Source organism: Rhodanobacter sp. AS-Z3, assembly GCF_029224025.1.
GTDB lineage: Bacteria > Pseudomonadota > Gammaproteobacteria > Xanthomonadales > Rhodanobacteraceae > Rhodanobacter.
Window position 1 is genome coordinate 2,829,914 of record NZ_CP119392.1, and the last position, 21,147, is coordinate 2,851,060.

General features: G+C 62.7%; 22 protein-coding genes and 1 tRNA gene. 21 read left to right on the forward strand and 2 right to left on the reverse strand.

Features of this window, described 5'->3' with window-relative positions; all coding sequences use genetic code 11:
- The first annotated feature begins 1 nt into the window (after position 1).
- The 17 genes from PY254_RS12630 (at position 2) to PY254_RS12710 (ending at position 13,654) form a co-directional block, all read left to right on the forward strand.
- Entirely contained in the window at positions 2 to 1,555 is a 1,554-nt protein-coding gene (locus PY254_RS12630) for a DHA2 family efflux MFS transporter permease subunit (RefSeq protein WP_281012397.1), read from the forward strand.
- Between the two features lie 89 nt (positions 1,556 to 1,644).
- Positions 1,645 to 2,142, forward strand: coding sequence for a polyhydroxyalkanoate synthesis repressor PhaR (gene phaR, locus PY254_RS12635; RefSeq protein WP_281012398.1), 498 nt, complete (start codon positions 1,645 to 1,647; stop codon positions 2,140 to 2,142).
- A 127-nt stretch (positions 2,143 to 2,269) separates the two neighbouring features.
- The gene (phbB, locus tag PY254_RS12640; protein WP_281012399.1) at positions 2,270 to 3,031 is read left to right on the forward strand and encodes an acetoacetyl-CoA reductase; all 762 of its coding nucleotides are present in this window, start codon (positions 2,270 to 2,272) and stop codon (positions 3,029 to 3,031) included.
- A gap of 76 nt (positions 3,032 to 3,107) precedes the next feature.
- Positions 3,108 to 4,511, forward strand: coding sequence for an FAD-dependent oxidoreductase (locus PY254_RS12645; RefSeq protein ID WP_281012400.1), 1,404 nt, complete (start codon positions 3,108 to 3,110; stop codon positions 4,509 to 4,511).
- A complete protein-coding gene (locus tag PY254_RS12650; RefSeq protein WP_281012401.1) occupies positions 4,504 to 4,911 on the forward strand; it encodes a DUF3293 domain-containing protein in 408 nt (135 codons plus the stop codon). Before PY254_RS12645 ends, PY254_RS12650 begins: the two co-directional genes overlap by 8 nt.
- Positions 4,912 to 4,970: 59 nt before the next feature.
- Positions 4,971 to 5,606, forward strand: coding sequence for a cytochrome c biogenesis heme-transporting ATPase CcmA (gene ccmA / locus PY254_RS12655; protein WP_281012402.1), 636 nt, complete (start codon positions 4,971 to 4,973; stop codon positions 5,604 to 5,606).
- On the forward strand, positions 5,599 to 6,291 hold the full coding sequence (gene ccmB, locus PY254_RS12660) for a heme exporter protein CcmB (RefSeq protein ID WP_281012403.1): 693 nt from the start codon (positions 5,599 to 5,601) through the stop codon (positions 6,289 to 6,291). The genes ccmA and ccmB overlap by 8 nt, the downstream gene beginning before the upstream one ends.
- A 12-nt stretch (positions 6,292 to 6,303) precedes the next feature.
- A complete protein-coding gene (locus PY254_RS12665; RefSeq protein ID WP_281012404.1) occupies positions 6,304 to 7,062 on the forward strand; it encodes a heme ABC transporter permease in 759 nt (252 codons plus the stop codon).
- A gap of 5 nt (positions 7,063 to 7,067) precedes the next feature.
- On the forward strand, positions 7,068 to 7,265 hold the full coding sequence (gene ccmD, locus PY254_RS12670) for a heme exporter protein CcmD (RefSeq protein WP_281015218.1): 198 nt from the start codon (positions 7,068 to 7,070) through the stop codon (positions 7,263 to 7,265).
- 25 nt (positions 7,266 to 7,290) lie between these two features.
- The gene (ccmE, locus tag PY254_RS12675) at positions 7,291 to 7,761 is read left to right on the forward strand and encodes a cytochrome c maturation protein CcmE (RefSeq protein ID WP_281015219.1); all 471 of its coding nucleotides are present in this window, start codon (positions 7,291 to 7,293) and stop codon (positions 7,759 to 7,761) included.
- Positions 7,758 to 9,743: a heme lyase CcmF/NrfE family subunit gene (locus PY254_RS12680; protein ID WP_281012405.1), complete on the forward strand. Its 1,986-nt coding sequence runs from the start codon at positions 7,758 to 7,760 to the stop codon at positions 9,741 to 9,743. The genes ccmE and PY254_RS12680 overlap by 4 nt, the downstream gene beginning before the upstream one ends.
- Complete coding sequence (locus tag PY254_RS12685; protein WP_281012406.1) at positions 9,740 to 10,282, forward strand: DsbE family thiol:disulfide interchange protein; 543 nt, start codon at positions 9,740 to 9,742, stop codon at positions 10,280 to 10,282. The genes PY254_RS12680 and PY254_RS12685 overlap by 4 nt, the downstream gene beginning before the upstream one ends.
- A complete protein-coding gene (locus PY254_RS12690; RefSeq protein ID WP_281012407.1) occupies positions 10,282 to 10,728 on the forward strand; it encodes a cytochrome c-type biogenesis protein in 447 nt (148 codons plus the stop codon). The genes PY254_RS12685 and PY254_RS12690 overlap by 1 nt, the downstream gene beginning before the upstream one ends.
- Positions 10,725 to 11,783, forward strand: a complete 1,059-nt coding sequence (locus PY254_RS12695; protein WP_281012408.1) for a tetratricopeptide repeat protein — start codon at positions 10,725 to 10,727, stop codon at positions 11,781 to 11,783. The genes PY254_RS12690 and PY254_RS12695 overlap by 4 nt, the downstream gene beginning before the upstream one ends.
- A 3-nt stretch (positions 11,784 to 11,786) precedes the next feature.
- Positions 11,787 to 12,911 (forward strand): homoserine O-acetyltransferase MetX, encoded by a 1,125-nt coding sequence (locus tag PY254_RS12700; RefSeq protein WP_281012409.1) that lies wholly within the window; start codon positions 11,787 to 11,789, stop codon positions 12,909 to 12,911.
- Between the two features lie 48 nt (positions 12,912 to 12,959).
- The gene (locus PY254_RS12705) at positions 12,960 to 13,541 is read left to right on the forward strand and encodes a cysteine dioxygenase family protein (RefSeq protein ID WP_281012410.1); all 582 of its coding nucleotides are present in this window, start codon (positions 12,960 to 12,962) and stop codon (positions 13,539 to 13,541) included.
- A 27-nt stretch (positions 13,542 to 13,568) separates the two neighbouring features.
- Positions 13,569 to 13,654, forward strand: a tRNA-Leu gene (locus PY254_RS12710).
- Positions 13,655 to 13,719: 65 nt separating this feature from the next.
- Here PY254_RS12710 and PY254_RS12715 read toward each other — a convergent pair.
- Positions 13,720 to 14,751, reverse strand: coding sequence for a CpcT/CpeT family chromophore lyase (locus tag PY254_RS12715; protein ID WP_281012411.1), 1,032 nt, complete (start codon positions 14,749 to 14,751; stop codon positions 13,720 to 13,722).
- A gap of 163 nt (positions 14,752 to 14,914) precedes the next feature.
- Here PY254_RS12715 and PY254_RS12720 point away from each other — a divergent pair, with 163 nt between their 5' ends.
- From PY254_RS12720 to PY254_RS12735, 4 genes are read left to right on the forward strand one after another with little or no spacing between them, the layout of a single operon-like run.
- Entirely contained in the window at positions 14,915 to 16,147 is a 1,233-nt protein-coding gene (locus PY254_RS12720) for an MFS transporter (protein WP_281012412.1), read from the forward strand.
- A 55-nt stretch (positions 16,148 to 16,202) separates the two neighbouring features.
- Positions 16,203 to 17,534, forward strand: coding sequence for an MFS transporter (locus tag PY254_RS12725; RefSeq protein WP_281012413.1), 1,332 nt, complete (start codon positions 16,203 to 16,205; stop codon positions 17,532 to 17,534).
- Between the two features lie 20 nt (positions 17,535 to 17,554).
- On the forward strand, positions 17,555 to 18,034 hold the full coding sequence (locus tag PY254_RS12730) for a VOC family protein (RefSeq protein ID WP_281012414.1): 480 nt from the start codon (positions 17,555 to 17,557) through the stop codon (positions 18,032 to 18,034).
- A gap of 39 nt (positions 18,035 to 18,073) precedes the next feature.
- Positions 18,074 to 18,517 carry a VOC family protein gene (locus tag PY254_RS12735; RefSeq protein ID WP_281012415.1) on the forward strand — a complete coding sequence of 148 codons (444 nt, stop codon included), beginning with the start codon at positions 18,074 to 18,076 and terminating at the stop codon, positions 18,515 to 18,517.
- A gap of 167 nt (positions 18,518 to 18,684) precedes the next feature.
- Here the strand turns inward: PY254_RS12735 and PY254_RS12740 are convergent, their stop codons facing one another.
- On the reverse strand, positions 18,685 to 21,126 hold the full coding sequence (locus PY254_RS12740; RefSeq protein ID WP_281012416.1) for a TonB-dependent receptor: 2,442 nt from the start codon (positions 21,124 to 21,126) through the stop codon (positions 18,685 to 18,687).
- Positions 21,127 to 21,147: the final 21 nt, after the last annotated feature.

Here is a 21,147-nt window from a genome sequence, read left to right on the forward strand (position 1 = left end):
GATGGCTGCCAACCCGAATGACACTACGCCGCTGAAGCCGCTGCAGGGCGGCGCGCTGGTCTTGCTGACTATTGCGGTCGCTTTCAGCACCTTCATGGAGGTGCTGGACATGACGATCGTCAATGTGTCGGTGCCCCATATCGCCGGCAGTCTTGGCGTGAGTCCCAGCGAAGGCACCTGGACGATCAGTTCCTACGCGCTGGCCAGCGCGATCATGCAGCCGCTCACCGGCTGGCTGGCACGACGCTTTGGCGAAGTACGCACGTTCATCACGTCGGTCGGGCTGTTCGTGCTGTTCTCGATGCTGTGCGGCATGGCCACCAGCATGCCGATGCTGGTGATCTGTCGCCTGCTGCAGGGAGCCGGTTCCGGCCCCATGGTGGCGCTGTCACTGGCCCTGCTGTTGGCCAACTACCCGAAACAGAAACAAGGTATTGCGCTGGCACTATGGGCGATGACCGTGGTGGTGGCGCCCATCTTCGGCCCGATCCTCGGTGGCTGGTTGACCGACAATTTCTCGTGGCCGTGGATCTTCTACATCAACGTACCGGTGGGCGCGCTGGCAGCAATCATCACCTGGGCCCTGCTGCGCAAACGTGAGACAAAAACGATCAAGGCACCGATTGACGTGATCGGCCTGACCTTGCTGGTGGTCGGCGTGGGTGCGCTGCAGTTCATGCTGGACAACGGCAACGACAACGACTGGTTCTCCTCGCCGATGATCCTCGCGTTGGGATTGATCGCGCTGATCTGCCTGACTTTCCTGATCGTGTGGGAACTGTACGCAAAACACCCCGTGGTTGACCTGTCGCTATTCAAGCGACGCAACTTCACCGTGGCCGTGGCGGCCATGTCATTCGGCATGATGGCGTTCTTCGGCATCAACGTGGTGTTCCCGCTTTGGCTGCAAATCACGTTGGGCTACACCGCCACCTGGGCCGGGCTGGCGAGTGCGCCGGTAGGCGTGCTGGCGTTCCTGATGGCGCCGGTGATCGGTGCCAACATCCAGCGGCTGGAACTGCGAGCGGTGGTGACGTTTGCCTTCATCGTCTTCGCGGTGACCTCGTTCTGGTTCGCCGGATTCGACAGTTCAGCCTCGTTCGGCACCATGGTGCTGCCACGTTTCATCATGGGTATCGGCATCGCCTGCTTCTTCATACCGCTCAACCAGATGTATCTCTCCGGTTTGCCCTCGAGTGAGGTGGCCAGCGCCTCGGGCCTGGCCAATTTCTGCCGCACGTTGGGATCGAGCATATCCACTGCCGCCACGGTGACCCTGTGGCAACATCGCGGTGAATACCACCATGCGGCGCTGACCGAACACATCAATCCGGCATCCCCGGCAGCCACCAGTTTTCTGCAGCGACTGCAACATGGGGGCTTTTCGCCGACGCAGAGTCTGGGCTTGGTCGATCAACTGATCACCCGCGAGGCGCTGACGCTGGCGGTGAACGACGTGTACATCGTCTGCGCGGTAATGTTTCTGGCGTTGATCCCGGTGCTGTGGTTCGCCCGGCCACCCTTCGGCAGCACTGGCGGCGCAGTCGGCCACTGATCGGGCAGGAAATGCTGCGGCCCTGCGCCGCAGCATGGCGCCGGCCGCGTGACTGGTGCGGCGCAATATCTTCTGCTAGCTTGTGCGGCATGGCACAAACCAAACGCACCATCAAGAAGTATCCAAACCGGCGTCTCTACGACACGGAAATCTCCAGCTACATCACGCTGGAGGAAGTCCGTCAGCTGGTGTTGGACAACGAGAATTTCGAAGTCCGCGACGCCAAGAGTGGCGAGGATCTGACCCGTTCGGTCTTGCTGCAGATCATCTCCGAGCATGAGGACAAGGGCCAGCCGATGCTGTCGCCGCAGTTGCTCAGCCAGATCATCCGCTTCTATGGCGACTCGCTGCAGGGCTTCATGGGTCCGTACCTGGAGCGCAGCCTGCAAGTCTTTCTCGACCAGCAGACCCAGTTCCGCAGCCAGCTCAACAGCCTGATGGGGCAAACCCCATGGAACACGCTGAACGACCTGACCGAGCGCAACATGGCAGCCTTTCAGGCCATGCAGCGTGGCTTGATCGATACTGCGGCCCAGGTGGTGCCGATCCCTGCCGCCAGTACCCGCGGCGGCAAGAAGTCCGGCTGATTTCTGCCCGGCCAACGGCGCGCATCGACGCGCCGTTTTCGTTTGTCACTTTCCGTTTGCTTCGATCCGACCGCTGCAGCACAGCATGTGCTGCCCCGCGGCATGATCCCCCCATGGACACACCACGATGAGCTCATCCGCGCATCCTTCGCGCATTGCACTGGTCACTGGCGGCATCGGCGGACTCGGAACGGAAATCTGTCGTCAACTGGCCACCGCAGGCTGCCGGGTGATTGCCGTGGACCTGGCTTCGCGCGACGAGCGCGTCGCGGCCTTCCATGCCGAAGTGGCCGGCTTCGATGGCGCGATCAGCTTCGAAGCTGCTGACGTCAGCGACTTCGACCGTTGCAAGCAACTGGTCGAGCGCATCGAGCAGCAATACGGCAGCGTCGACATTGTGGTCAACGCCGCCGGCATCACCCGCGATGCCAGCCTGCGCAAGATGACCCCGCAGCAATGGCACGAGTTGATGCACGTGAACCTCGACGGCGTGTTCAACCTGTGCCGCAACGCGATCGAAGGCATGCTGACGCGCGGCTTCGGTCGCATCGTCAACATCAGTTCGGTCAACGGTCAGACTGGCCAGTTCGGGCAGACCAACTACTCCGCCGCCAAGGCCGGCGTGCACGGCTTCACCATGGCGCTGGCCCGCGAGACTGCACGCAAGGGCATCACCGTGAATACCGTGTCGCCGGGCTATTGCGACACGCCGATGGTGGCGGCGGTGTCCCCGGAAATCCGCGCGCAGATTGTCGCCGGCATCCCGGTCGGCCGACTCGGCTCACCGGCTGACATCGCCCGCGCCGTGGCATTCCTCGCCGCTGATGACGCCGGCTATATCACCGGTGCCAACCTGCCGGTCAACGGCGGTTATTTCATGAGCTTCTGAGGAACCCGGCTCAGTCGGCATTGCAGTCCCGCGCCACTTGCGGAACAGTGGGCAGACTCCCTCCACGGATCGCAGCATGGCGCAGCAACCCATCACCCTCATTGGCGGCGGCCTGGTCGGTGCGCTGTTGGCGCAGCAACTGGCGCAGCGTGGCTTTGCGGTCGAGGTATTTGAGAAACGGCCCGATCCGCGACGCGCTGGCTTCCTCGGTGGCCGCTCGATCAATCTGGCGCTGGCCGAGCGCGGCCTGCAGGCGCTGCGCCATGCCGGGCTGGCCGACGACGTGCTGCAACGCGCGGTGATGATGCGCGGACGCATGGTGCACAACCACGACGGCCACAGCGGATTGCAGCGCTACGGTGTAGATGACAGCGAGGTGATCTGGTCGGTCTCGCGCGGCGCCTTGAACATGCTGCTGCTGGACGCCGCTGAAGCGGCGGGCGTCAACTTCCATTTCGGCCAGTCACTGGCGGCAGCAGATTTTGACCGGCAGCGCATCCGTCTGGTCGATCATGTCGGTATCGAACGCGAACAATCCGTCGGCCTGTTGATCGGTGCCGACGGAGCTGGTTCGGCGCTGCGCGCCGCGATTAACGCACATACCCCACTCGGCGAGCGGATCGAAGCGCTAGGGCACGGCTACAAGGAACTGGAGATTCCACCGGCGGCGGAACTGCCCGCCGCGGTGCTGCAACTCAGCGGCGGTCGTGACCAATTCGCGCTGGAACCGCACGCGCTGCATATCTGGCCGCGCGGCGGTTACATGTGCATCGCGCTGCCGAATACCGAAGGCAGTTTCACCGTCACCCTGTTCCTGCCCGGCCAGGGTGCCGCGCCCAGCTTCGCCACCCTGCCCGATGCCAGCGCGGCGGCAGCGTTCTTCAGCGAGCAATTCCCTGGCCTGCTGTCGCTGATTCCACGCTTCACCGAAGACTTCGAACAGAATCCGGTCGGCACGCTGTCCACGCTGTATCTGGAGCGCTGGCACCTCGATGGGCGCGCCTTGCTGCTTGGCGATGCCGCGCACGCGATTGTGCCGTTCCACGGCCAGGGCATGAACTGCGGCTTCGAAGACACCGTGGTACTGGCCAGCCTGCTGGCCGAAGCGCCTGAAGACAGCGCCGAGGTATTCGCCGAGTTCCAGCGAGTGCGCCAGCCAAACGCCGATGCGATCGCCTGCATGGCGCTGGAAAATTATGTCGAGATGCGTGACTCGGTGGCCGACCCGCACTACCTTGCCAAGCGCGAGCTCGGCGCCCTGCTGGCGACCCGCATTCCCTCCCACTACATGGCGCGCTACCGCATGGTCACGTTCACCCATCTTCCCTATGCCTATGCACTGGAACGCGGTCGCGCACAGGATCAGTTGCTGGAACAACTGCTGCGCGAGAACCCGAGCGTGGCGTCCATCGACATTGACGCGGCGGCGCAGCTGTTCGCCTCCACGTTGCCCCCGCTACCGGCGCTGCGTCATGGATGAGGCCCTGCTCGAAGCATTCCGCTCCACCGCCTATCACGTGTGCATCGACACCGTGAACTGGGCAACGATACGGGTCGACCTGCCCCTGCCAGCGGCGCTTGCCGAGGTGGTCGGCACCCGCTCGTGGGCCTTTATCACTGCCTGGAACCCGCAAGCGCGGCGACGCCCGCCGGCGGAGAACCTTGCCGCCCAACATGCGCTGCTGACCGCGCTGCAGGCATTGCCCGACGCTATGGTGCTGCCAGCCATTGGTGTCGGCAGCAGTGGCTGGAGCGAACCGAGCCTGTTCGCCATCGGCCCCGACGTCAGCGCCCTCGACCGGCTGGCCAAAACCCACGGTCAACTGGCCTATGTGCATGGCGACGGCCCGGGGGCTGCACTGCTGCGAATGCTCGATTGACGCCTCAGCGGCAGCGCGCCGCATGGACAGCATCGCTGCCATTGCGGACAATCAAGGGAATGACTTCCGCCAGTACCGCCGTGCCCCTGCTCGAAGCGCGAGCCTTGAGTTTCCATCGTCAGGACGAACCGGTGTTCGCGCCGCTGGATTTTCGCCTGCACGCGGGTGAACTGGCCTTGATCGAAGGCGACAACGGCAGCGGCAAGACCACCTTGTTGCGGATGCTGGCCGGTCTGCTGCATGTCGGCGCCGGCGAACTGCTTTGGCATGGCGAACCGCTGCAGCGTGATCTGTGCGCCGGGGAGATCCTGTTCCTCGGCCATCATCTGGGCCTGAAGGCTGACCTCAGTCCGCGCGAGAATTTGCGTATTGCGGCTGGACTGCACGGCGCACGCGACGGCTTGAGCGTGGCGTCCGTACTTGCGGACATCGGCCTGCGTGGCTACGAAGACGAACCCGTGCGGCGGCTGTCGGCCGGCCAGAAGAAGCGTGCAGCGCTGGCGCGACTGGTCTTGCTGCCCGCCACGCTGTGGCTGCTGGACGAGCCCTACGCGAACCTCGACCGCATCGGCATCGCGCTGGTGAACGAGCTGCTGGAACGGCACACCGACGCCGGCGGCGCGGCGATGGTCACCAGTCACGGCACGGTGAGCTTCCACGGCGGCGAGCCGCGACGGATTCGCATGCATGGCTAAGCACCCGCCCGGCCTTGCTGCTGCCTGCGCCGCGATGCTGCGCCGCGACCTCACGCTGGCCTGGCGCCGCCGCGGCGACATCGCCATGCCGGTGCTGTACGCGCTGATCGTCACCATGCTGTTCCCGTTCGCGCTGGGGCCGGAAGACACCTTGCTGCAGCGGATTGCCGCCGGCGTGGTGCTGGTCACCGTGTTGCTGGCGATGCTGCTGGCGCTGGACGCGATGTTCTCCAGCGATATCGAGGACGGCTCGCTGGAACAACTGGTGCTGGCGCCGCAGCCGCTGGCACTGATGATGGGCATGAAAATTCTCGCGCACTGGATCACCACCGCGTTGCCGTTGATCGTGATTGCGCCGTTGATGGCCGCAATGCTGCACCTGCCCGGCGCGGTGATTCCAGTGTTGTTGCTGGCCTTGCTGCTGGCCACGCCGCTGCTCAGCCTGCTCGGTGCGGTACTGGTCGCGCTGACGGCCGGCACCCGGCGCTCTGGTATGCTGCTGGCCTTGATGTTGCTGCCACTTTGCGTACCGGCCGTGATCTTCGCCGCGGGCGCCGTGGCGGCTGCCCAACAAGGTTTGCCATGGCTTGCGCCGATCAGCTGGCTCGCTGCCTCGCTGGTGCTGGCCGTGGTACTGGCACCACTGGCCTGCGCCGCAGCCCTTCGTATTGCCCTGGATTCGTGACCCTCGATCTTTATGGCTAACTGGATTCCACTCTGGTTGCACCGGCTGAGTTCGCCGCCAACCTTCTACCGCTTCGCCGGCACACTGCAGCCCTGGGCGATGACGCTGGCACTGTTGTTCGGCATGGTCGCGTTGTATGGCGGCCTGGTGCTGGCACCGGCTGACTATCAGCAAGGCGACGCCTATCGGATCATCTTCATCCACGTGCCCAGCGCCTGGATGAGCATGTTCATCTACGCCGTGATGGGCGTGGCCGGCTTCATCGCACTGGTCTGGCGCATCAAGCTGGCTGAAGTGGTGGCGATGCAATCAGCGCCGATCGGCGCGGCATTTACCTTCATCACCCTGGCCACCGGTTCCTTGTGGGGCAAGCCGATGTGGGGCACCTGGTGGACGTGGGATGCGCGACTGACTTCCGAACTGGTACTGCTGTTCCTGTTCCTGGGCGTGATCGGCCTGTATCACGCGTTCGAGGATCGTCGCCAGGGCGCCCGCGCCGCGGCCTTCCTCGCGATCATCGGTATCATCAACGTGCCGATCGTGCACTTCTCGGTGAACTGGTGGAACACCTTGCACCAGGGCAGCACGATCAATGTGTTCGGCAAGTCCACCATGACCTGGGCGATGGCGTGGCCGCTGCTGACGATGACGCTGGCCACCAAGTTCTACTACGCCGCCAGCCTGTTCCGGCGTGCGCGCACCGATCTGCTCGACCTCGAAGGCGGCAAGGACTGGGTGCGCCAGATCGCCGAAAGCGAGGCTGAGCAATGAGCGACTTGCAGCACTTCCTCGCCATGGGTGGCTATGCCGCCTACGTCTGGCCAGCCTACGCGCTGTTCTTCATCGTGCTGATCGCCGACACCGTTGCGCCGATCCTGCGCCGCCGCCGCGTACTCGGTGAACTTCGCGCCCGCCTGGCGCGTCAGAGTGCACGGCGCGAGCGCCAACCCCTTCCACCTACACCATCCCCCTGAGCGGGGCGGTCGATCAATCATGCCCATGAATCCCACGCGCAAACGCCGACTTACCATCGTGTTGTCGATCCTCGCTGCCACGGCCGTCGCAGCCGTGCTGGTTGTGCTGGCGTTGCAGAACAACATGAACTACCTGCTCACGCCGAGCCAGGTGCAGTCGGGCGAAGCAGCCGGTTACAAGACCTTCCGCCTCGGCGGCATGGTCAAGGCCGGCTCGATCCAGCGCTCCAGCGATTCGCTCAAGGTCACCTTCACCGTGGTCGACGCCAGCGGCACGATGCCGGTGGAGTACACCGGAATCCTGCCCGACCTGTTCCGTGACAACCAGTCGGTGATCGCCACCGGCCACATGGACAACGCCCACTTCGTCGCCACCGAAGTACTGGCCAAGCATGACGAAACCTACATGCCGAAAGAGCTGAAGGACGCCATGGCCAAGGCGCACGAAGGCAAGAAAATCGAAGAAGGCGCGGCGGCACAGGACAAAACACCATGACCCCCGAACTTGGCCAACTCGCGCTGATTCTCGCCCTGCTGCTGGCGCTGGCGCAAAGCATCCTGCCGTTGATTGGCGCGTGGCGTGGCAATCGCGCCTTGATGGCGGTGGCGCGTCCCGCCGCGGCCGGTCAGGCGGTGTTCGTGGCGATGGCCTTCGTCATCCTGGCGTGGGCGTTCCTGCGCTTTGATTTCTCGGTGCAGTACGTGGCCGACAACTCGAACCTGGCGCTGCCGTGGTATTACCGCATCGCCGCGGTATGGGGCGCGCATGAGGGTTCGTTGCTGTTGTGGATACTGATCCTCAACGTGTGGACGATTGCGTTGGTTGCGCTGAGCCAGAAGTTGCCCGAAGTTTTCGCTGCGCGCGTGATCGCAGTGATGGGCCTGATCGCGGTGGGTTTCCTCTCCTTCATCATCTTCACCTCTGATCCGTTTGGACGGCTGTTGCCGATGCCGGGTGACGGCGCCGACCTGAACCCGGTGCTGCAGGACCCGGGCATGACCTTCCATCCGCCGATGCTGTACATGGGTTATGTGGGCTTCTCGGTCGCTTTCGCGTTCTCGATCGCCGCGCTGCTCGGCGGTGAACTGGAACAGGCCTGGGTACGCTGGGCGCGGCCGTGGACCAACATGGCGTGGGCCTTCCTCACCTGCGGCATCGTCGCCGGCAGCTGGTGGGCGTATGCCGAACTGGGCTGGGGCGGCTGGTGGTTCTGGGATCCGGTGGAAAACGCCAGCTTCATGCCGTGGCTGGTGGGCGCCGCGCTGATTCATGCGCAAGCGGTCACCGAGAAACGCGGCTCGCTGCGCGCATGGACGATCCTGCTGTCGATCTTTGCGTTCTCGCTGTCCCTGCTCGGCACCTTCCTGGTGCGCTCGGGTGTGTTGACCTCGGTGCATGCGTTTGCCTCGGACCCACGCCGTGGCGTGTTCATCCTGGCCTTCCTCACCATCGTGGTCGGCGGCTCGCTGCTGTTGTATGCGCTGCGGGCACCGAAGGTACTCGGCGGCAAGGCGTTCAACGTGGTTTCGCGCGAAACGGTCTTGCTGATCGGCAACCTGATGTTCGCGGTCGCCGCGGCGATGGTGCTGCTGGGCACGCTGTTCCCGTTGATCGGCGATGCACTCAACCTGGGTCGCATTTCGGTTGGCCCGCCCTACTTCGGCTTCCTGTTCCCGCTGCTGATGACGCCGGTGATTCTGTTGATGCCGTTCGGTCCGTTCCTGCGCTGGGGCAAGGGCGATGCGCCGGTACTCAAGAGTCTGTTGCTGCGCGTGCTTATCGCCGCGATGGCCTGCGCGATCATCGCCGCGTTCTTTGTCGACGGAAACCTGAAAGCGATCCTCGGCGTTGCCGCTGGCGTTTGGGTGGTAGTTGGCGTGTTGTTGTATGCCTACAAGCGTTGGCGTGAAATGCCGCGTGGTCGGCGTTATCCCGGCGAACTGGCCGGCATGTTGCTGGCCCACATGGGCGTCGGCATCTTCGTGATCGGCGTGTTGCTGTCCGAATCGCTCAGCGTGACGCGCGACGTACGCATGGCGCCGGGTGAAACCCAGCACATCGGCAGCTACGACTTCCGCTTCGATGGCGTGCATCACACCACCGGCCCGAACTGGACCGCCGATCAAGGCACCGTCACGGTGACCCGCGACGAGAAGCAGATCGCCGTGATGCATCCGCAGAAGCGCACCTATCCGCGTGGTCAGGTACAGACCGAATCCGCGGTCGACGCCGGCGTCACCCGCGACCTCTACGTGGCGCTGGGTGAACCAATGGACGCCAACAACCTCGAAGGCGCGTGGGCGCTGCGGCTGTACACCAAGCCGTTCATCCGCTGGATCTGGGGTGGTGGCCTGCTGATGATGCTGGGCGGCGTGGTTGCCGCTACCGACAAGCGTTTCCGCCTCAAGCGTGCCGCGAAGGTTGAAGACGGCATCGACGTCAGCAGCACGCTGCAGGTCCAGGATAGCCACGCATGAATCGCCTGCTTCCGTTTATTGGCTTCATGCTGCTGGTCGGCCTGTTCGGCTTCGGCATCTGGTGGAACACGCAGCACGATCCGAATGCGATCACGTCGCCGTTGTTGAACAAGCCCGCACCGGCATTCAACCTGCCGAAGTTGTACGAACCCGAGCAGAAAGTCAGCAAGGCCGACCTGCTCGGCAAGCCCTATCTGCTCAATGTGTTTGCCAGCTGGTGCATCGAATGCGGCGTGGAGCATCCTGTGCTGACCGCCGAGGCACCGACGCTGGGCGTAACCCTGGTCGGCTACAACTACAAGGACGCGTCGGCCGATGCGAAGAATTGGCTGGCCCGGCACGGCAATCCCTACGCCGTGCTGATTGCCGATGAATCGGGCGACACCGCGATCGATTTCGGCGTGTACGGCGCGCCGGAAAGTTTCCTGATCGACGCCAAGGGCGTGATCCGCTACAAGCACATCGGCCCGTTCACGCCCGACGTGGTGGCGAAGGAATTGAAGCCGGCCATCGCAGCGATGCTGAAGGAAACGCCGTGATGCGACAGCTGCTGCGAATACTCGTCATGGCCTCGCTGTTGTTCGCTGGCTTTGCTCACGCGCAGGCCATCGAACCACTGCCGTTCAAGGATCACACGCAGGAATTGCGCTTCCAGCATCTCACCCATCAGTTGCGCTGCCCGATGTGCCAGAACGAAACCCTGGCCGACTCCAACGCGCCGATAGCACGCGACCTGCGCAACCAGATTTTCCGGATGATGCAGGCCGGCAAAAATGATGACGAGATCAAGCAATTCCTGGTCGCGCGTTATTCCGATTACGTGCTGTACGACCCGCCGCTGACCGCGAGCACCTGGCTGCTCTGGTTCGGTCCACTGCTCATTCTGCTGGCCGGTGCCGGCGTGGTGCTGGCAGTGATCCGCCAGCGCAGCCGCACCGCCCGCACCGTGGTTGAGACACCTACCGATACCGGGGACGACTGGTGAAGATTGTTTTTCTTGTTGCCGCTGCCGTGATGGTTGCAGTGGCGTTGGCCTTGCTGCTGTTGCCGTTGTTGCGCCACGGTCGTGAAGCGGGTCGCCCGCGCAGCGTGTTCGTGGTGGCCTTGTTGATCGCACTGGTGCTGCCCTTGGGGACCGGCGCGCTGTACCTGCTGGTCGGCACGCCCAAGGCGTTGAACAGTGCCAACTATCAGGCGCCGCCCTCACTCACCATGGATCAGGCGCTGACCGAGCTGCGCACTCACCTGCAGCAACAGCCGGGTGACCTCGAGGGCTGGATGCTGCTTGGCCAGACCAGCAGCATGCTGCATCAGCCGGCAGATGCCCGCGACGCCTTCGAGCATGCGCTGAAAATCGCGCCGAACAACGCCGAGGCGATGATCGGCTGGGCTGAGAACGACGCGATGACCCGCGACGATCACCACATCCAGGGCCGCGCACGCGACTTGCTGCTGCAAGCGGTAAAGCTGCATCCGGATAGCCAGCGTGGACTGTGGCTGCTCGGCGTCAGCGATTCCCAGAGCGGTAATTTCCGCGATGCCGCCGCCACCTGGCGTCTGTTGCAACCGCAGCTGGAACCCGGCTCGAACGTGGCCAAATCGGTTGCCGAGCAAATCGCCCTTGCAGATGCCCGCGTCAACGGCGCGCCGGTCAGCAGTTCCAGCAACAACGCGAACACCAGTAGCACCGCGCCAGGCGTCGCGCTGCAAGTGCAGGTGGCGCTGGCACCGGCCCTGAAGAACAAGCTGGCTGCCGGTGATGTGTTGTTCGTCTATGCCCGTTCGCCAAGCGGCCCGCCGATGCCGCTGGCCGTGGCAAAACTCGACCCGACCAGCCTGCCCGCCAGCGTCACGCTGACCGATGCGATGGCAATGACGCCAGCATCAAAACTGTCTTCCGTATCCCAGGTTTTCGTCGGCGCACGGATCAGCCACAGTGGCCAGCCGGAAGCCCAGCCAGGCGATCTCGAAGGCGACGCCGGCGTAGTCGAAGTGAACAGCGACACGCCGATCAAAATCAGTATCGACAAGGTGCATTGACGCATGGAAGACGCGCGCCGTTATCTCGCCCTGCCCTCACCGTTCGCGATGAAGCGCGGTGGCGAACTGCACGGCGCCCGTGTCGCCTATGAAACCTGGGGCACGTTGAATGCCGCGCGCGACAATGCCGTGCTGGTGCTCACCGGGCTTTCCCCCAGCGCGCACATGACGTCCTGCGAGGAAGACCCATCGCCGGGTTGGTGGCAGGAAATGGCTGGCCCCGGCAAGGCGATCGATAGCAGCCACTGGTTCGTGATCTGCGTGAACTCACTGGGCAGCGACAAGGGCTCGACCTGTCCTGCGTCGATCGATCCCGCCACGGGAGAAGCCTATCGCCTGGCCTTTCCCGAACTGGCGCTGGAAGACGTCGCCAATGCGGCTCACGCGGTGGTTGTCAGCCTCGGTATCGAGCGACTGGCCTGTTTGATCGGCTGCTCGATGGGCGGCATGAGCGCGCTGGCCTACATGCTGCTGCATCCCGGCAGCGTGCGCGCACACATCAGCGTGGATACGGCGCCACAGGCGCAACCCTTCGCCATCGCGATCCGTTCATTGCAGCGCGAAGCGATCCGACTCGATCCGCAGTTCAACGACGGTGCTTACGATATTCATGCGACGGAAGGCGGCCCCTATCCCGACCTTGGCATGAGCATCGCGCGCAAGCTCGGCGTGATCACGTATCGTTCCGCGATGGAATGGAACGGTCGCTTTGCGCGCATCCGGCTCGACCCGGAACAGCGCGAGGACGAACCGTTCGGCCGCGAGTTTCAGGTGGAGTCCTATCTTGAAGGCCATGCTCAGCGCTTCGTGCGCAACTTTGACCCGAACTGCTACCTGTACCTGTCGCGTGCCAGCGACTGGTTCGACATGGCCGAGTACGGCCACGGCAGCGTGCACGAAGGGCTGAAGCGCATCCAGATCGAGCAGGCCATGGTGATCGGCGTCAGTACCGACATCCTGTTCCCGCTGCAGCAGCAGGAACAGATCGCAGAAGGGTTGGAAGCGGCCGGTGCGCGGGTCGAATTCGTGGCACTGGATTCGCCGCAAGGCCACGACGCGTTTCTGGTCGACATCGAGAACTACAGCCACGCCATCGGCGGCTTCCTGAACCGGCTGGCAGCGGCCTGAGCCCCTCGCTGGTAAGCTTGGCGGCTCCCCGCACCACCCGAGACCGCCATGCTTACCCTGGATTTCCCCGGTAGCCGCACCTTGATCGACGCGATCGATGCCGCCGTGGCCAAGCCAACCACCCACGAGCTCACCGACAGCCTGCGCAACAGCCTGTGCAAGATGATCCGCGAGAAGACAGTAACCCTGCCCGAATGCGTGTTCGAGGCGAACGCCGAACACTACGCCCGGCGCGAGCTGTACCGCAGCGAGGAACACGGCTACTGCGTGGTGGCGATGACTTGGGGGCCGGGCCAGGGCACGCCGATCCACGACCACGACGGCATGTGGTGCGTCGAAGGCGTGTGGAATGGCGCACTGGAAATCGTGCAGTTCGAATTGCTGGAACACGACGAGCAGCGCTACCAGTTCCAGCCCGTCGGCTCGATCCAGGCCGGTGCCGGCTCGGCCGGCAGCCTGATCCCGCCACACGAATACCACAGCATCCGCAACCCCAGCGACGATGCCGTCACCGTCAGCCTGCACATCTATTCCGGCCCGATGGTCCGCTGTGCGGTATTCCAGCCGCTGCCCGAAGATCGCTGGTACGAACGCGATGTTCGTCAATTAGGGCTCGACCGCGTCCACTGAACCCGGCATAATCCCCAGCTCACACATGCCGGTGTGGCGGAATGGTAGACGCGGTGGACTCAAAATCCACTGGCAGTGATGTCGTGGAGGTTCGAGTCCTCTCGCCGGTACCAATACTTTGAAGAACCCCGCCAAGCGCGGGGTTTTTCATGTCTGACCGTCACAGAGGGGCTTCCCCCTATTTTGGCTGGATGAAACCGAACTTCCCGGCGTCGCCACCGCGAAGGGTTACCCCCGCCTGGAACCAGCGCAGGTTCATGCCGAGCTGCTTCGCGTCGGTACTGGCCCAGCTGTAGGCAACGGTACGCCCGCTGCTGTTTTCGATCAGGCCGATTTTGAGAATCGGATCGCGAGTGTTCTGGTAGGTCAGTTGCGCCAATTGCAGTGAATAGCCTGTGTCCTGCCCGGTCTTGTCGTCCTTGATCGGCAGAATCTGTCCTTCGTTGTGGATCACGAAACGCACCATCGACCACATCGACTGATCGTCCAGTGCGGCCGCAGGGCCGGCCTTCTTCACGATCGTCCAGCCGGAGAAATAGCGTACGCGGCGGTTCCGGCTCGGGGCACTGTCAGGCGGACTCGAAGCTGGCTTGGCCGCGCTCGTCTGCAGCCACAAACCTTCGGTGGACAGTCGCATGCTGCCAATGCTGATCTCGCGGCCATTCTTGCCGGAACCGATGCCGCAGCTGTCGGCTCGTACGCTTCCCTCAAAGCGATCACCACGATCGGTCAGGTAAAGCGAACAGCTTTCCTTATGCACCACGTCCGCGGCGGCAAGCGCGGCCAGCGAATCCGGCCGGGCATACGCGCCGACGTATTTCGTGGCGTTGACGAAAGCATAGGCTTCCAGACGAATGGCGTGCCTGGCGGAATCTGCGGTCACGCGAAACAGGCGAAGCGCCACGGCCTCACCTGGCTGGCCAACTTCATTCTGCTGCACGAACAACGTGTGTTCGCCGATGGCGCTGGCATGGGCATCAACGACGATGAGATGGTCGTGCCGGTGTGGCTTCGCCACGTTGTCGAGGTCTTCCTGCCAAACCTGTTCGTTGTTGTCGTATTCACCGGGCGCCCACTGCATGAACCTGACCAGAGACTGGTCCAGTGGATTCGGACTTTTCCCTGCGTCGGCGCCCGCATCGGCGGCAGCGGCACTGCCCAAGGCCAGCAAAAGCGGAATGGCAGCCATGCTGCAAAGAAGCCTGTTCATCGTTGAATACCCTCGATCACTGGAGTGCAACCCGGTTGCCAAGTGGCAGGATTGTGTGCAATGTTTGTCCGTACAAACTCTATGGTCAGGCTTGCCCCGGCGTCAACGACGGAAGGATCGCCTGCCCGCCCGGATCAGCGTCGTATCTCCAGAAGGACCATCAATGAAGCGAGCTTATCCGTGGCTGATGGCAGCCTGCGCCATGCTGGCCATGTTGGTCTCCAACGGCCTGACCATGACCGGTTTGAGCGTGTTCGACGGCTCGCTGCTGCACGAGTTCGGGTTTTCGCTGGGAGCGCTGAAATTCCGCGACCTGATCACGCTGGTACTGACCGGCGCCGTTGCTCCGTTCATCGGCATCCTGATCGATCGTGTCGGCGTACGCGCTCTGCTGATCGCCGGCAGCATCCTGCTGGGCGTGGCCTACTTCGCCTACGGCCACGTCACTGCGCTGTGGCAGATCTACGCGATTCATGTGGCTTTCGCAGCGGTACTCGTTGCCACTGGCCTCAACGTGGCGGTCATCCTGGTCTCGCAATGGTTCGTCAAACACCGTGGCACGGCCATTGGCATTGCCTTGGTGGGCGGCAGCCTGAGCGGTGTGATTTTTGCCAAGCTCAACGTCACCTTGTTGCAGCATTTCGGCTGGCGCATGAGTTTTGAGTGGCTGGCGCTGGCGCCGGTGATCCTGCTGGTCGCGGCGATCTGGCTGGTACGCAGTCCGAAGGACAAGGGCATGCTGCCCTTGGGTATGGAAGCCGGCGCCGACGCGCAGGCAGCTTCGACGCGTGGCGACCTCAGCTATGCCGATGCCTTGCGCACTCGTACATTCTGGGCGCTCGCCCTCACCGCTGGCATGACGTTCTATTGCACCCTGGCCACGGTGGCTCATTTGATCGGCTACCTGCTCGACATGCGCTACGACCTGGCCAAGGCCAGCGATGGTCTGGGCTTGTTCTTCGGCATGGTGCTGGTCGGCAATTTCCTGTTCGGCTTGATTGCCGACCACATCAACCAGAAAGCGGTCTTCATGGCGAACCAGGCGGTGATGCTCGCGGGCGCCATCATGCTGGCAAGCCTGAATATTCATTTCGCCTGGTATGGCATCGCTCTGTTCGGCGTGGGCTGGGGCGGGATGTACACCTTGCTGCAACTGCAGGCGGTGAACAGCTTCGGGATCAGTTCGGCGGGCAAGATTCTCGGCACGATCACCGTGGTCGATGCCACCGGTGGCGGTCTGGGCATCTGGCTGACCGGTGTGTTCCACGATCGCACTGGCAATTACGGCCTGGGCTTTACGGTCTGCTCGGTCCTCATCGCGCTGACGTTTCTGGCTTCCATGCAGTTCCGCGACGAACGCAAGGCACGCCTCGCACAGCTGGCACAGGCCGCCTGATCGCCGCGTGTCCCTTCACAAATAGCCGATGCCCCTCTTCCAGCGATGACAGCGCATGACTGATCCTGCAGCGAATTCGCACCGTTATCCTTCCGCCGGTATCGCGTGGCTGATGGTAAGCGTGCTGACCCTGGCCTACGTGTTCTCGTTCGTCGACCGCTACGTGCTTGGCCTGCTGATTCAGCCGATCAAGGCCGACCTGCAGTTGTCGGACCAGCAAATCGGCTATTTGCTCGGTCCGGCGTTTGCCATCTTCTACGCCACCATGGGACTGCCACTGGGCTTGCTGGCGGATCGCAAGCGCCGCACCTGGCTGGTCGCCGCCGGTGTGGCGCTGTGGTCGGTAGCAACCGCCGCCTCCGGACTGGCGCGCGACTTCTGGCACCTGTTCGGCGCGCGCATGAGCGTGGGCGTCGGCGAGGCAACGCTGAGCCCGGCAGCGATGTCGATGATTGGCGACAGCTTCCCGCCCGAACGTCGCGGCAAGCCGATCGCGTTCTATTCGGCAGCACTGACCCTCGGTGCCGGCATCGCCTCGTTGCTTGGCGCAGCCGTGCTGGAATGGACCAAGACCACCAGCATGATCGAGCTGCCCATCGTCGGCATCGTGAAGCCGTGGCAGACGACGTTCTTCGTGGTGGGCTTGCCCGGTCTGCTGATCGCGCTTGGCTTGCTGTTTCTGCGTGAGCCACCCCGCCAGCAGCATGGCGAAAACATGCTCGCCAGGAACGCCGGCGTGGGTGCAACCTTGCGCTTCGTACGTTCCAACGCAGCCACCTTCGCCTGTTTCGTCTCGCTCCCTTGCCTGCTGACCATCATTGCCTACAGCCAGGGTTTTCTGCCGGCGGTGTTCACCCGCAGCTTCGGCTGGAGCGCGGAAAAGTACGCACTGGCCAATGGCATCTCGATGCTGTTGCTCGGGCCGGCCACGGTAAACATCACCGGTGCCCTGTCCGACGCGTGGACCCGGCGCGGCATCAAGGATGCGCCGTTGCGCCTGATCATCCTGGGATGCCTGGTGATGGTCCCGACAGCTTCGCTGGCGATGCTGATGCCTGGGCCGTGGACGGCCATCGCCATGCTCGGCCTCAACTCGATCGCGCTGGCGATGATTTCCGCGGTCGGAGTCACCGCCTTGCTCGCGATCACGCCGGCGCCCATCCGCGGACAGATCGTCGCGTTGTACTACATGGCGATCAGTCTCGCGGGCTTGCTGCTTGGGCCAACGACGGTCGGCTTCCTGTCGACCCATGTCTTGGGCGAAGCGAACCTGCGCTATGCAATGGCCGCGGTGCCTTTGATCTACGGCATCGTGCCATTGTTGCTGATCCCGGTCACCCGTCGCCGCTGGTTGGCGCAGTGCGTGCAAATGGAAGGCAGTACCTGAAATAGACCGGAGAATCATGCATGACTGATGTAATCAAACGCACTACATGCATGGTGCGCGACATCGAAAAAGCCGCACATTGGTACGAACAGGTGTTCGGCATGACCCGCTGGATGGACACACCCTTCACCTTGTCGGGCACGCAACTGGCTGCCGGCAACAAGGGCGATCTCACGCGGCTGTGCATCCTCAAATGCATTGACGACAGCATCGGCATGATCGGCTTGCTCGAATGGCTGAAGCCGCGACAGGATGCACCGACCGAGCTGCCGACAGAGATCGCGTTTGGCACGCCGATCTTCGTGGTTGCCGCGACGGACGCGCGGCGGACGGTGGAACGTGCGCGCGCGCTGGGTTCCCGCATTCACTGTGAACCGCACGAGTGGACCGTGACCGGCGCCGACGGACTCCAGAAGAACCTGATCGGTTGTTCGTTCTGGGATCTGGATGGCTATTTCTTTGAAGTGAATCAGATCGTGACCAACGCGCCTACGGCGTAAAGGGACCGCGATCATTCCTAACTGCCGAGGCACTCACCAATGAACAGCATCCGCTTCCAGCGCGCCAACTTCATGGTTCGTGATATCGAACGCGCGCTTGCGTTCTATCGCGATGTGCTTGGCTTTGAAGTCGCCTTCACCCAGGGACATAACCCGGCCAGCTATTCGTTCCCGGTATTCGAGATTCCACCCCACGCCGTGCTGGGTTTCTGCGTACTGTCGGCCCCGAACCAGCCGCGCGTGATGGCGCTCACCGAAGTCACCAACGTACCGCTCGATCCGATACGGCCAAGACGTAGTGCCATCGTGCTGGAGGCCACTGACCCCGATGCGGTCGTCGCCGGCGCGCACAAACTTGGCCTGCAGGTCTACGCCGAGGAAGTGCTGTCAACCGCCGACGGACGCACCGGCCGGGAAATCGGCATCGTCGACTACGACGACAACCTGGTGGTGATCTACTCGATTACCCCGTCGCAGGAGTAATTCGCACCTACCCTTGGCAGAACCTTGACTGGACGGCGTCCAGCCATCAAGCAGGACAGCGACTGCACCCCTCACGTTTGATCGCTCGCGGCGCGGCATCTGTACCTGCAAAAAAAGCCGGCAAGCCATCGTTGCGATGACCTGCCGGCTCCGGGGCTGCAATCGTTTTAGAAGCGGTACTCAGCCCGCAAACCGAACATCCGCGGAAGCGGAGCCGTCACCATGGCAGAACGCGCGTAGTTCACCGAGTAGCCCGACCCCGTAACCAGATTCGGATACGCAATCAAGACCGTCGGATCGATGTTGCGCATGATGGCCACGCCGGTGTGGTTGTCGAACGCATTGTTGACGTACGCCGAAATGCGCAGGTTCTTTACCGGCTCGATGCCTAGCCTGAAGTTGAACGTGGTCGCCGACCCGGTCCAGTTCACGTTGGTGGGGTCACCGTACCTCGAACCTTCGAATTCGGCATCCGCGTTGCCGAACAGACCCCAGCCATTGGCCAGCACGCCCTGGTAAGTCACACCCAGCGACGCCGTGTCCCCAGGCACGGCAGGAAGATACTTGCCCTTGGCGTTGTTCGTGCCGATGTAGTTGAGGTAATCCGGATCGATGTTGTCGATGATCTTCGCGTCCAGATGGGAGTAGGTGAAATTCATCAGCCACTCGCGTGAGATCAGATACTCGCTCTCAAACTCCAGGCCCCGTATGCGGGACTTGCCGATATTGCTGATATACGAGTTCGTCGACGACTGACCGTTCAACCAAGTCACCAGACCATTGGTTGTCAGCTGCTGGTTGGTCCAGTTGATGTTGAATACGTCGACATTGAGCCGCAGGCGATTGTCGAGCCACATCGACTTCATTCCCAGCTCGGTGGTCCATGCGGTCTCCTCCTTGAAGGTCGCTGATCCCTGGGCGATCAGACTCGCCCGGGACGCGGGCGTCATGCGGGCGTCCTCGATCGATGCGTTGAAGCCACCGGGCTTGTTGCCCTTGGCCGCCAGCGCATAGAAGTTCAAACCGTCATGCACCTTGTAGCTCACCGTGAAGCGCGGCAGCGTACTGGTGAAGGTCGACTGGCTGTTGTAGGCCTGCGACAACGCCGTGGGAACGCCGCTGATCACCAGCAACTCATTGTCAACACCGGTGGCGCCGATCTTGTCCTGACCGCGGCGCAACTCGGCGGACGCTTTCCAATGGTCGTTGAACTGATATTCAAGCAGGCCGAAGACGGCCACGTTGCGAATCGTGGCATTGGGGGTGACTGCCGTCGTCACCACCGGTGCAAGCGAATTGCCTGGCAGGCCCGGCGTCAGGTTGAAGCCGGTCAAGTCGCCTTTATATCCGTAGCCGTTACCCTGGCTGTAGTAGTACACGCCAACCAAGCCGTGCAATGGCTTGCCCTGGTCGGACGCGAGGCGGAATTCCTGTGAAAAGTCGTGCGATGGTTGCGAACTGAAGGTCTCGAAAGCGCCACCAAACCCCCGAACTCCGCTGTAGTCCTGGTCAACGCCGAGATAGCCGTCAACCGAGTTGTACGCGCTCGTCGAACTCAACTGCCAACCGTTCTGGAAGTAGTAGTTCAGCGCAAGGTTGGCGCGGACGGAACTGGAGTTCACACCGGCACCGTAGCCCGCAAGGTGGAAACTGTCGGTGTTGATCGCGAGTTGATCCGGCACCTTGATCTTGCCGCACTGATACGGCCGGCCGGTATAGATCGGCGCAAAGTAGGCATACACGCCGCCGGTGGCCGTCCCGCCACAATTGGCATCGGCGAGGCCATAACGATAGAACCCCGCCGCCTGATCCTGGTCATGCAGATAGTTTGCTCGCAACACGGCCGAGAACGAGTTGTTCGGATTCCAGAACAACGATCCACCAAACGAGGTCGTGGCCTGTCCGCCAAGATCGTCTTTTGCGGACACCGTGTTGTGATACAGACCATCGCGCTGATCACGGTACGCGTTGACCCTGAAGGACAGCGTGTCGGCAAGCGGCGCGGAATAGCTGAAGCGCGCCTGCTTCTGGCCCTTGTTGCCGAACTGCACCGACGCGCTGCCCGACGGCTTGTTGCCCGGCAACTTGGTGATGAAATTCACCGCACCAGAGAACGTACGGCGGCCGAATAGCGCCGACTGCGGTCCACGAATCACCTCGACCCGCTCCACGTCCGACAGGTCGTAGCCACTGATATTGCCTTCCACGAAGACGCCGTCGATGAAGAACGACGCGTTCGGCTCGCCCAGGATATTTACCTGGCCTCGGATGACCGGACGATCCAGCACGCGGCCAAAGCTCTCGTGGAACGTGAAGCCAGGCGTAAAGCGGGAAATGTCCTGGACGTTCTGCAGTCCCTTGTTGTCGATGGTCGCTGCCGAGAACACCGTGACCGGCAACGGCACGTCCTGCGCCTGTTCTTCAACGCGGCGTGACGTAACGGTGACCGATGGCAGCGCCACGGCCTTGTCGGTGTCCGCCTTCTGCTCGGTTGCGCTTGCCTGCTTGTCACTTCCCGCACTCTGCGCATCGCTTGTTGTGACCAACAAACCATTACTCAATATGACGGCAATCACGCTGGCAAGGATGGTCTTGTTCTGCTTGTTCATTAAGTCTCTCCGCCGCTTGGG

What these genes read in the sequence shown, in the direction of transcription:
- PY254_RS12665 (WP_281012404.1), top strand. Translation starts at nt 6,304, where the DNA reads ATGGCTAACTGGATTCCACTCTGGTTGCACCGGCTGAGTTCGCCGCCA.
- ccmA (WP_281012402.1), top strand. Translation starts at nt 4,971, where the DNA reads ATGACTTCCGCCAGTACCGCCGTGCCCCTGCTCGAAGCGCGAGCCTTG.
- PY254_RS12685 (WP_281012406.1), top strand. Translation starts at nt 9,740, where the DNA reads ATGAATCGCCTGCTTCCGTTTATTGGCTTCATGCTGCTGGTCGGCCTG.
- ccmE (WP_281015219.1), top strand. Translation starts at nt 7,291, where the DNA reads ATGAATCCCACGCGCAAACGCCGACTTACCATCGTGTTGTCGATCCTC.
- PY254_RS12715 (WP_281012411.1), bottom strand. Translation starts at nt 14,751, where the DNA reads ATGAACAGGCTTCTTTGCAGCATGGCTGCCATTCCGCTTTTGCTGGCC.
- PY254_RS12645 (WP_281012400.1), top strand. Translation starts at nt 3,108, where the DNA reads ATGGCGCAGCAACCCATCACCCTCATTGGCGGCGGCCTGGTCGGTGCG.
- PY254_RS12725 (WP_281012413.1), top strand. Translation starts at nt 16,203, where the DNA reads ATGACTGATCCTGCAGCGAATTCGCACCGTTATCCTTCCGCCGGTATC.
- PY254_RS12690 (WP_281012407.1), top strand. Translation starts at nt 10,282, where the DNA reads ATGCGACAGCTGCTGCGAATACTCGTCATGGCCTCGCTGTTGTTCGCT.
- PY254_RS12700 (WP_281012409.1), top strand. Translation starts at nt 11,787, where the DNA reads ATGGAAGACGCGCGCCGTTATCTCGCCCTGCCCTCACCGTTCGCGATG.
- phaR (WP_281012398.1), top strand. Translation starts at nt 1,645, where the DNA reads ATGGCACAAACCAAACGCACCATCAAGAAGTATCCAAACCGGCGTCTC.
- ccmB (WP_281012403.1), top strand. Translation starts at nt 5,599, where the DNA reads ATGGCTAAGCACCCGCCCGGCCTTGCTGCTGCCTGCGCCGCGATGCTG.
- PY254_RS12680 (WP_281012405.1), top strand. Translation starts at nt 7,758, where the DNA reads ATGACCCCCGAACTTGGCCAACTCGCGCTGATTCTCGCCCTGCTGCTG.
- phbB (WP_281012399.1), top strand. Translation starts at nt 2,270, where the DNA reads ATGAGCTCATCCGCGCATCCTTCGCGCATTGCACTGGTCACTGGCGGC.
- PY254_RS12650 (WP_281012401.1), top strand. Translation starts at nt 4,504, where the DNA reads ATGGATGAGGCCCTGCTCGAAGCATTCCGCTCCACCGCCTATCACGTG.
- PY254_RS12630 (WP_281012397.1), top strand. Translation starts at nt 2, where the DNA reads ATGGCTGCCAACCCGAATGACACTACGCCGCTGAAGCCGCTGCAGGGC.
- PY254_RS12720 (WP_281012412.1), top strand. Translation starts at nt 14,915, where the DNA reads ATGAAGCGAGCTTATCCGTGGCTGATGGCAGCCTGCGCCATGCTGGCC.
- PY254_RS12730 (WP_281012414.1), top strand. Translation starts at nt 17,555, where the DNA reads ATGACTGATGTAATCAAACGCACTACATGCATGGTGCGCGACATCGAA.
- PY254_RS12740 (WP_281012416.1), bottom strand. Translation starts at nt 21,126, where the DNA reads ATGAACAAGCAGAACAAGACCATCCTTGCCAGCGTGATTGCCGTCATA.
- PY254_RS12735 (WP_281012415.1), top strand. Translation starts at nt 18,074, where the DNA reads ATGAACAGCATCCGCTTCCAGCGCGCCAACTTCATGGTTCGTGATATC.
- PY254_RS12705 (WP_281012410.1), top strand. Translation starts at nt 12,960, where the DNA reads ATGCTTACCCTGGATTTCCCCGGTAGCCGCACCTTGATCGACGCGATC.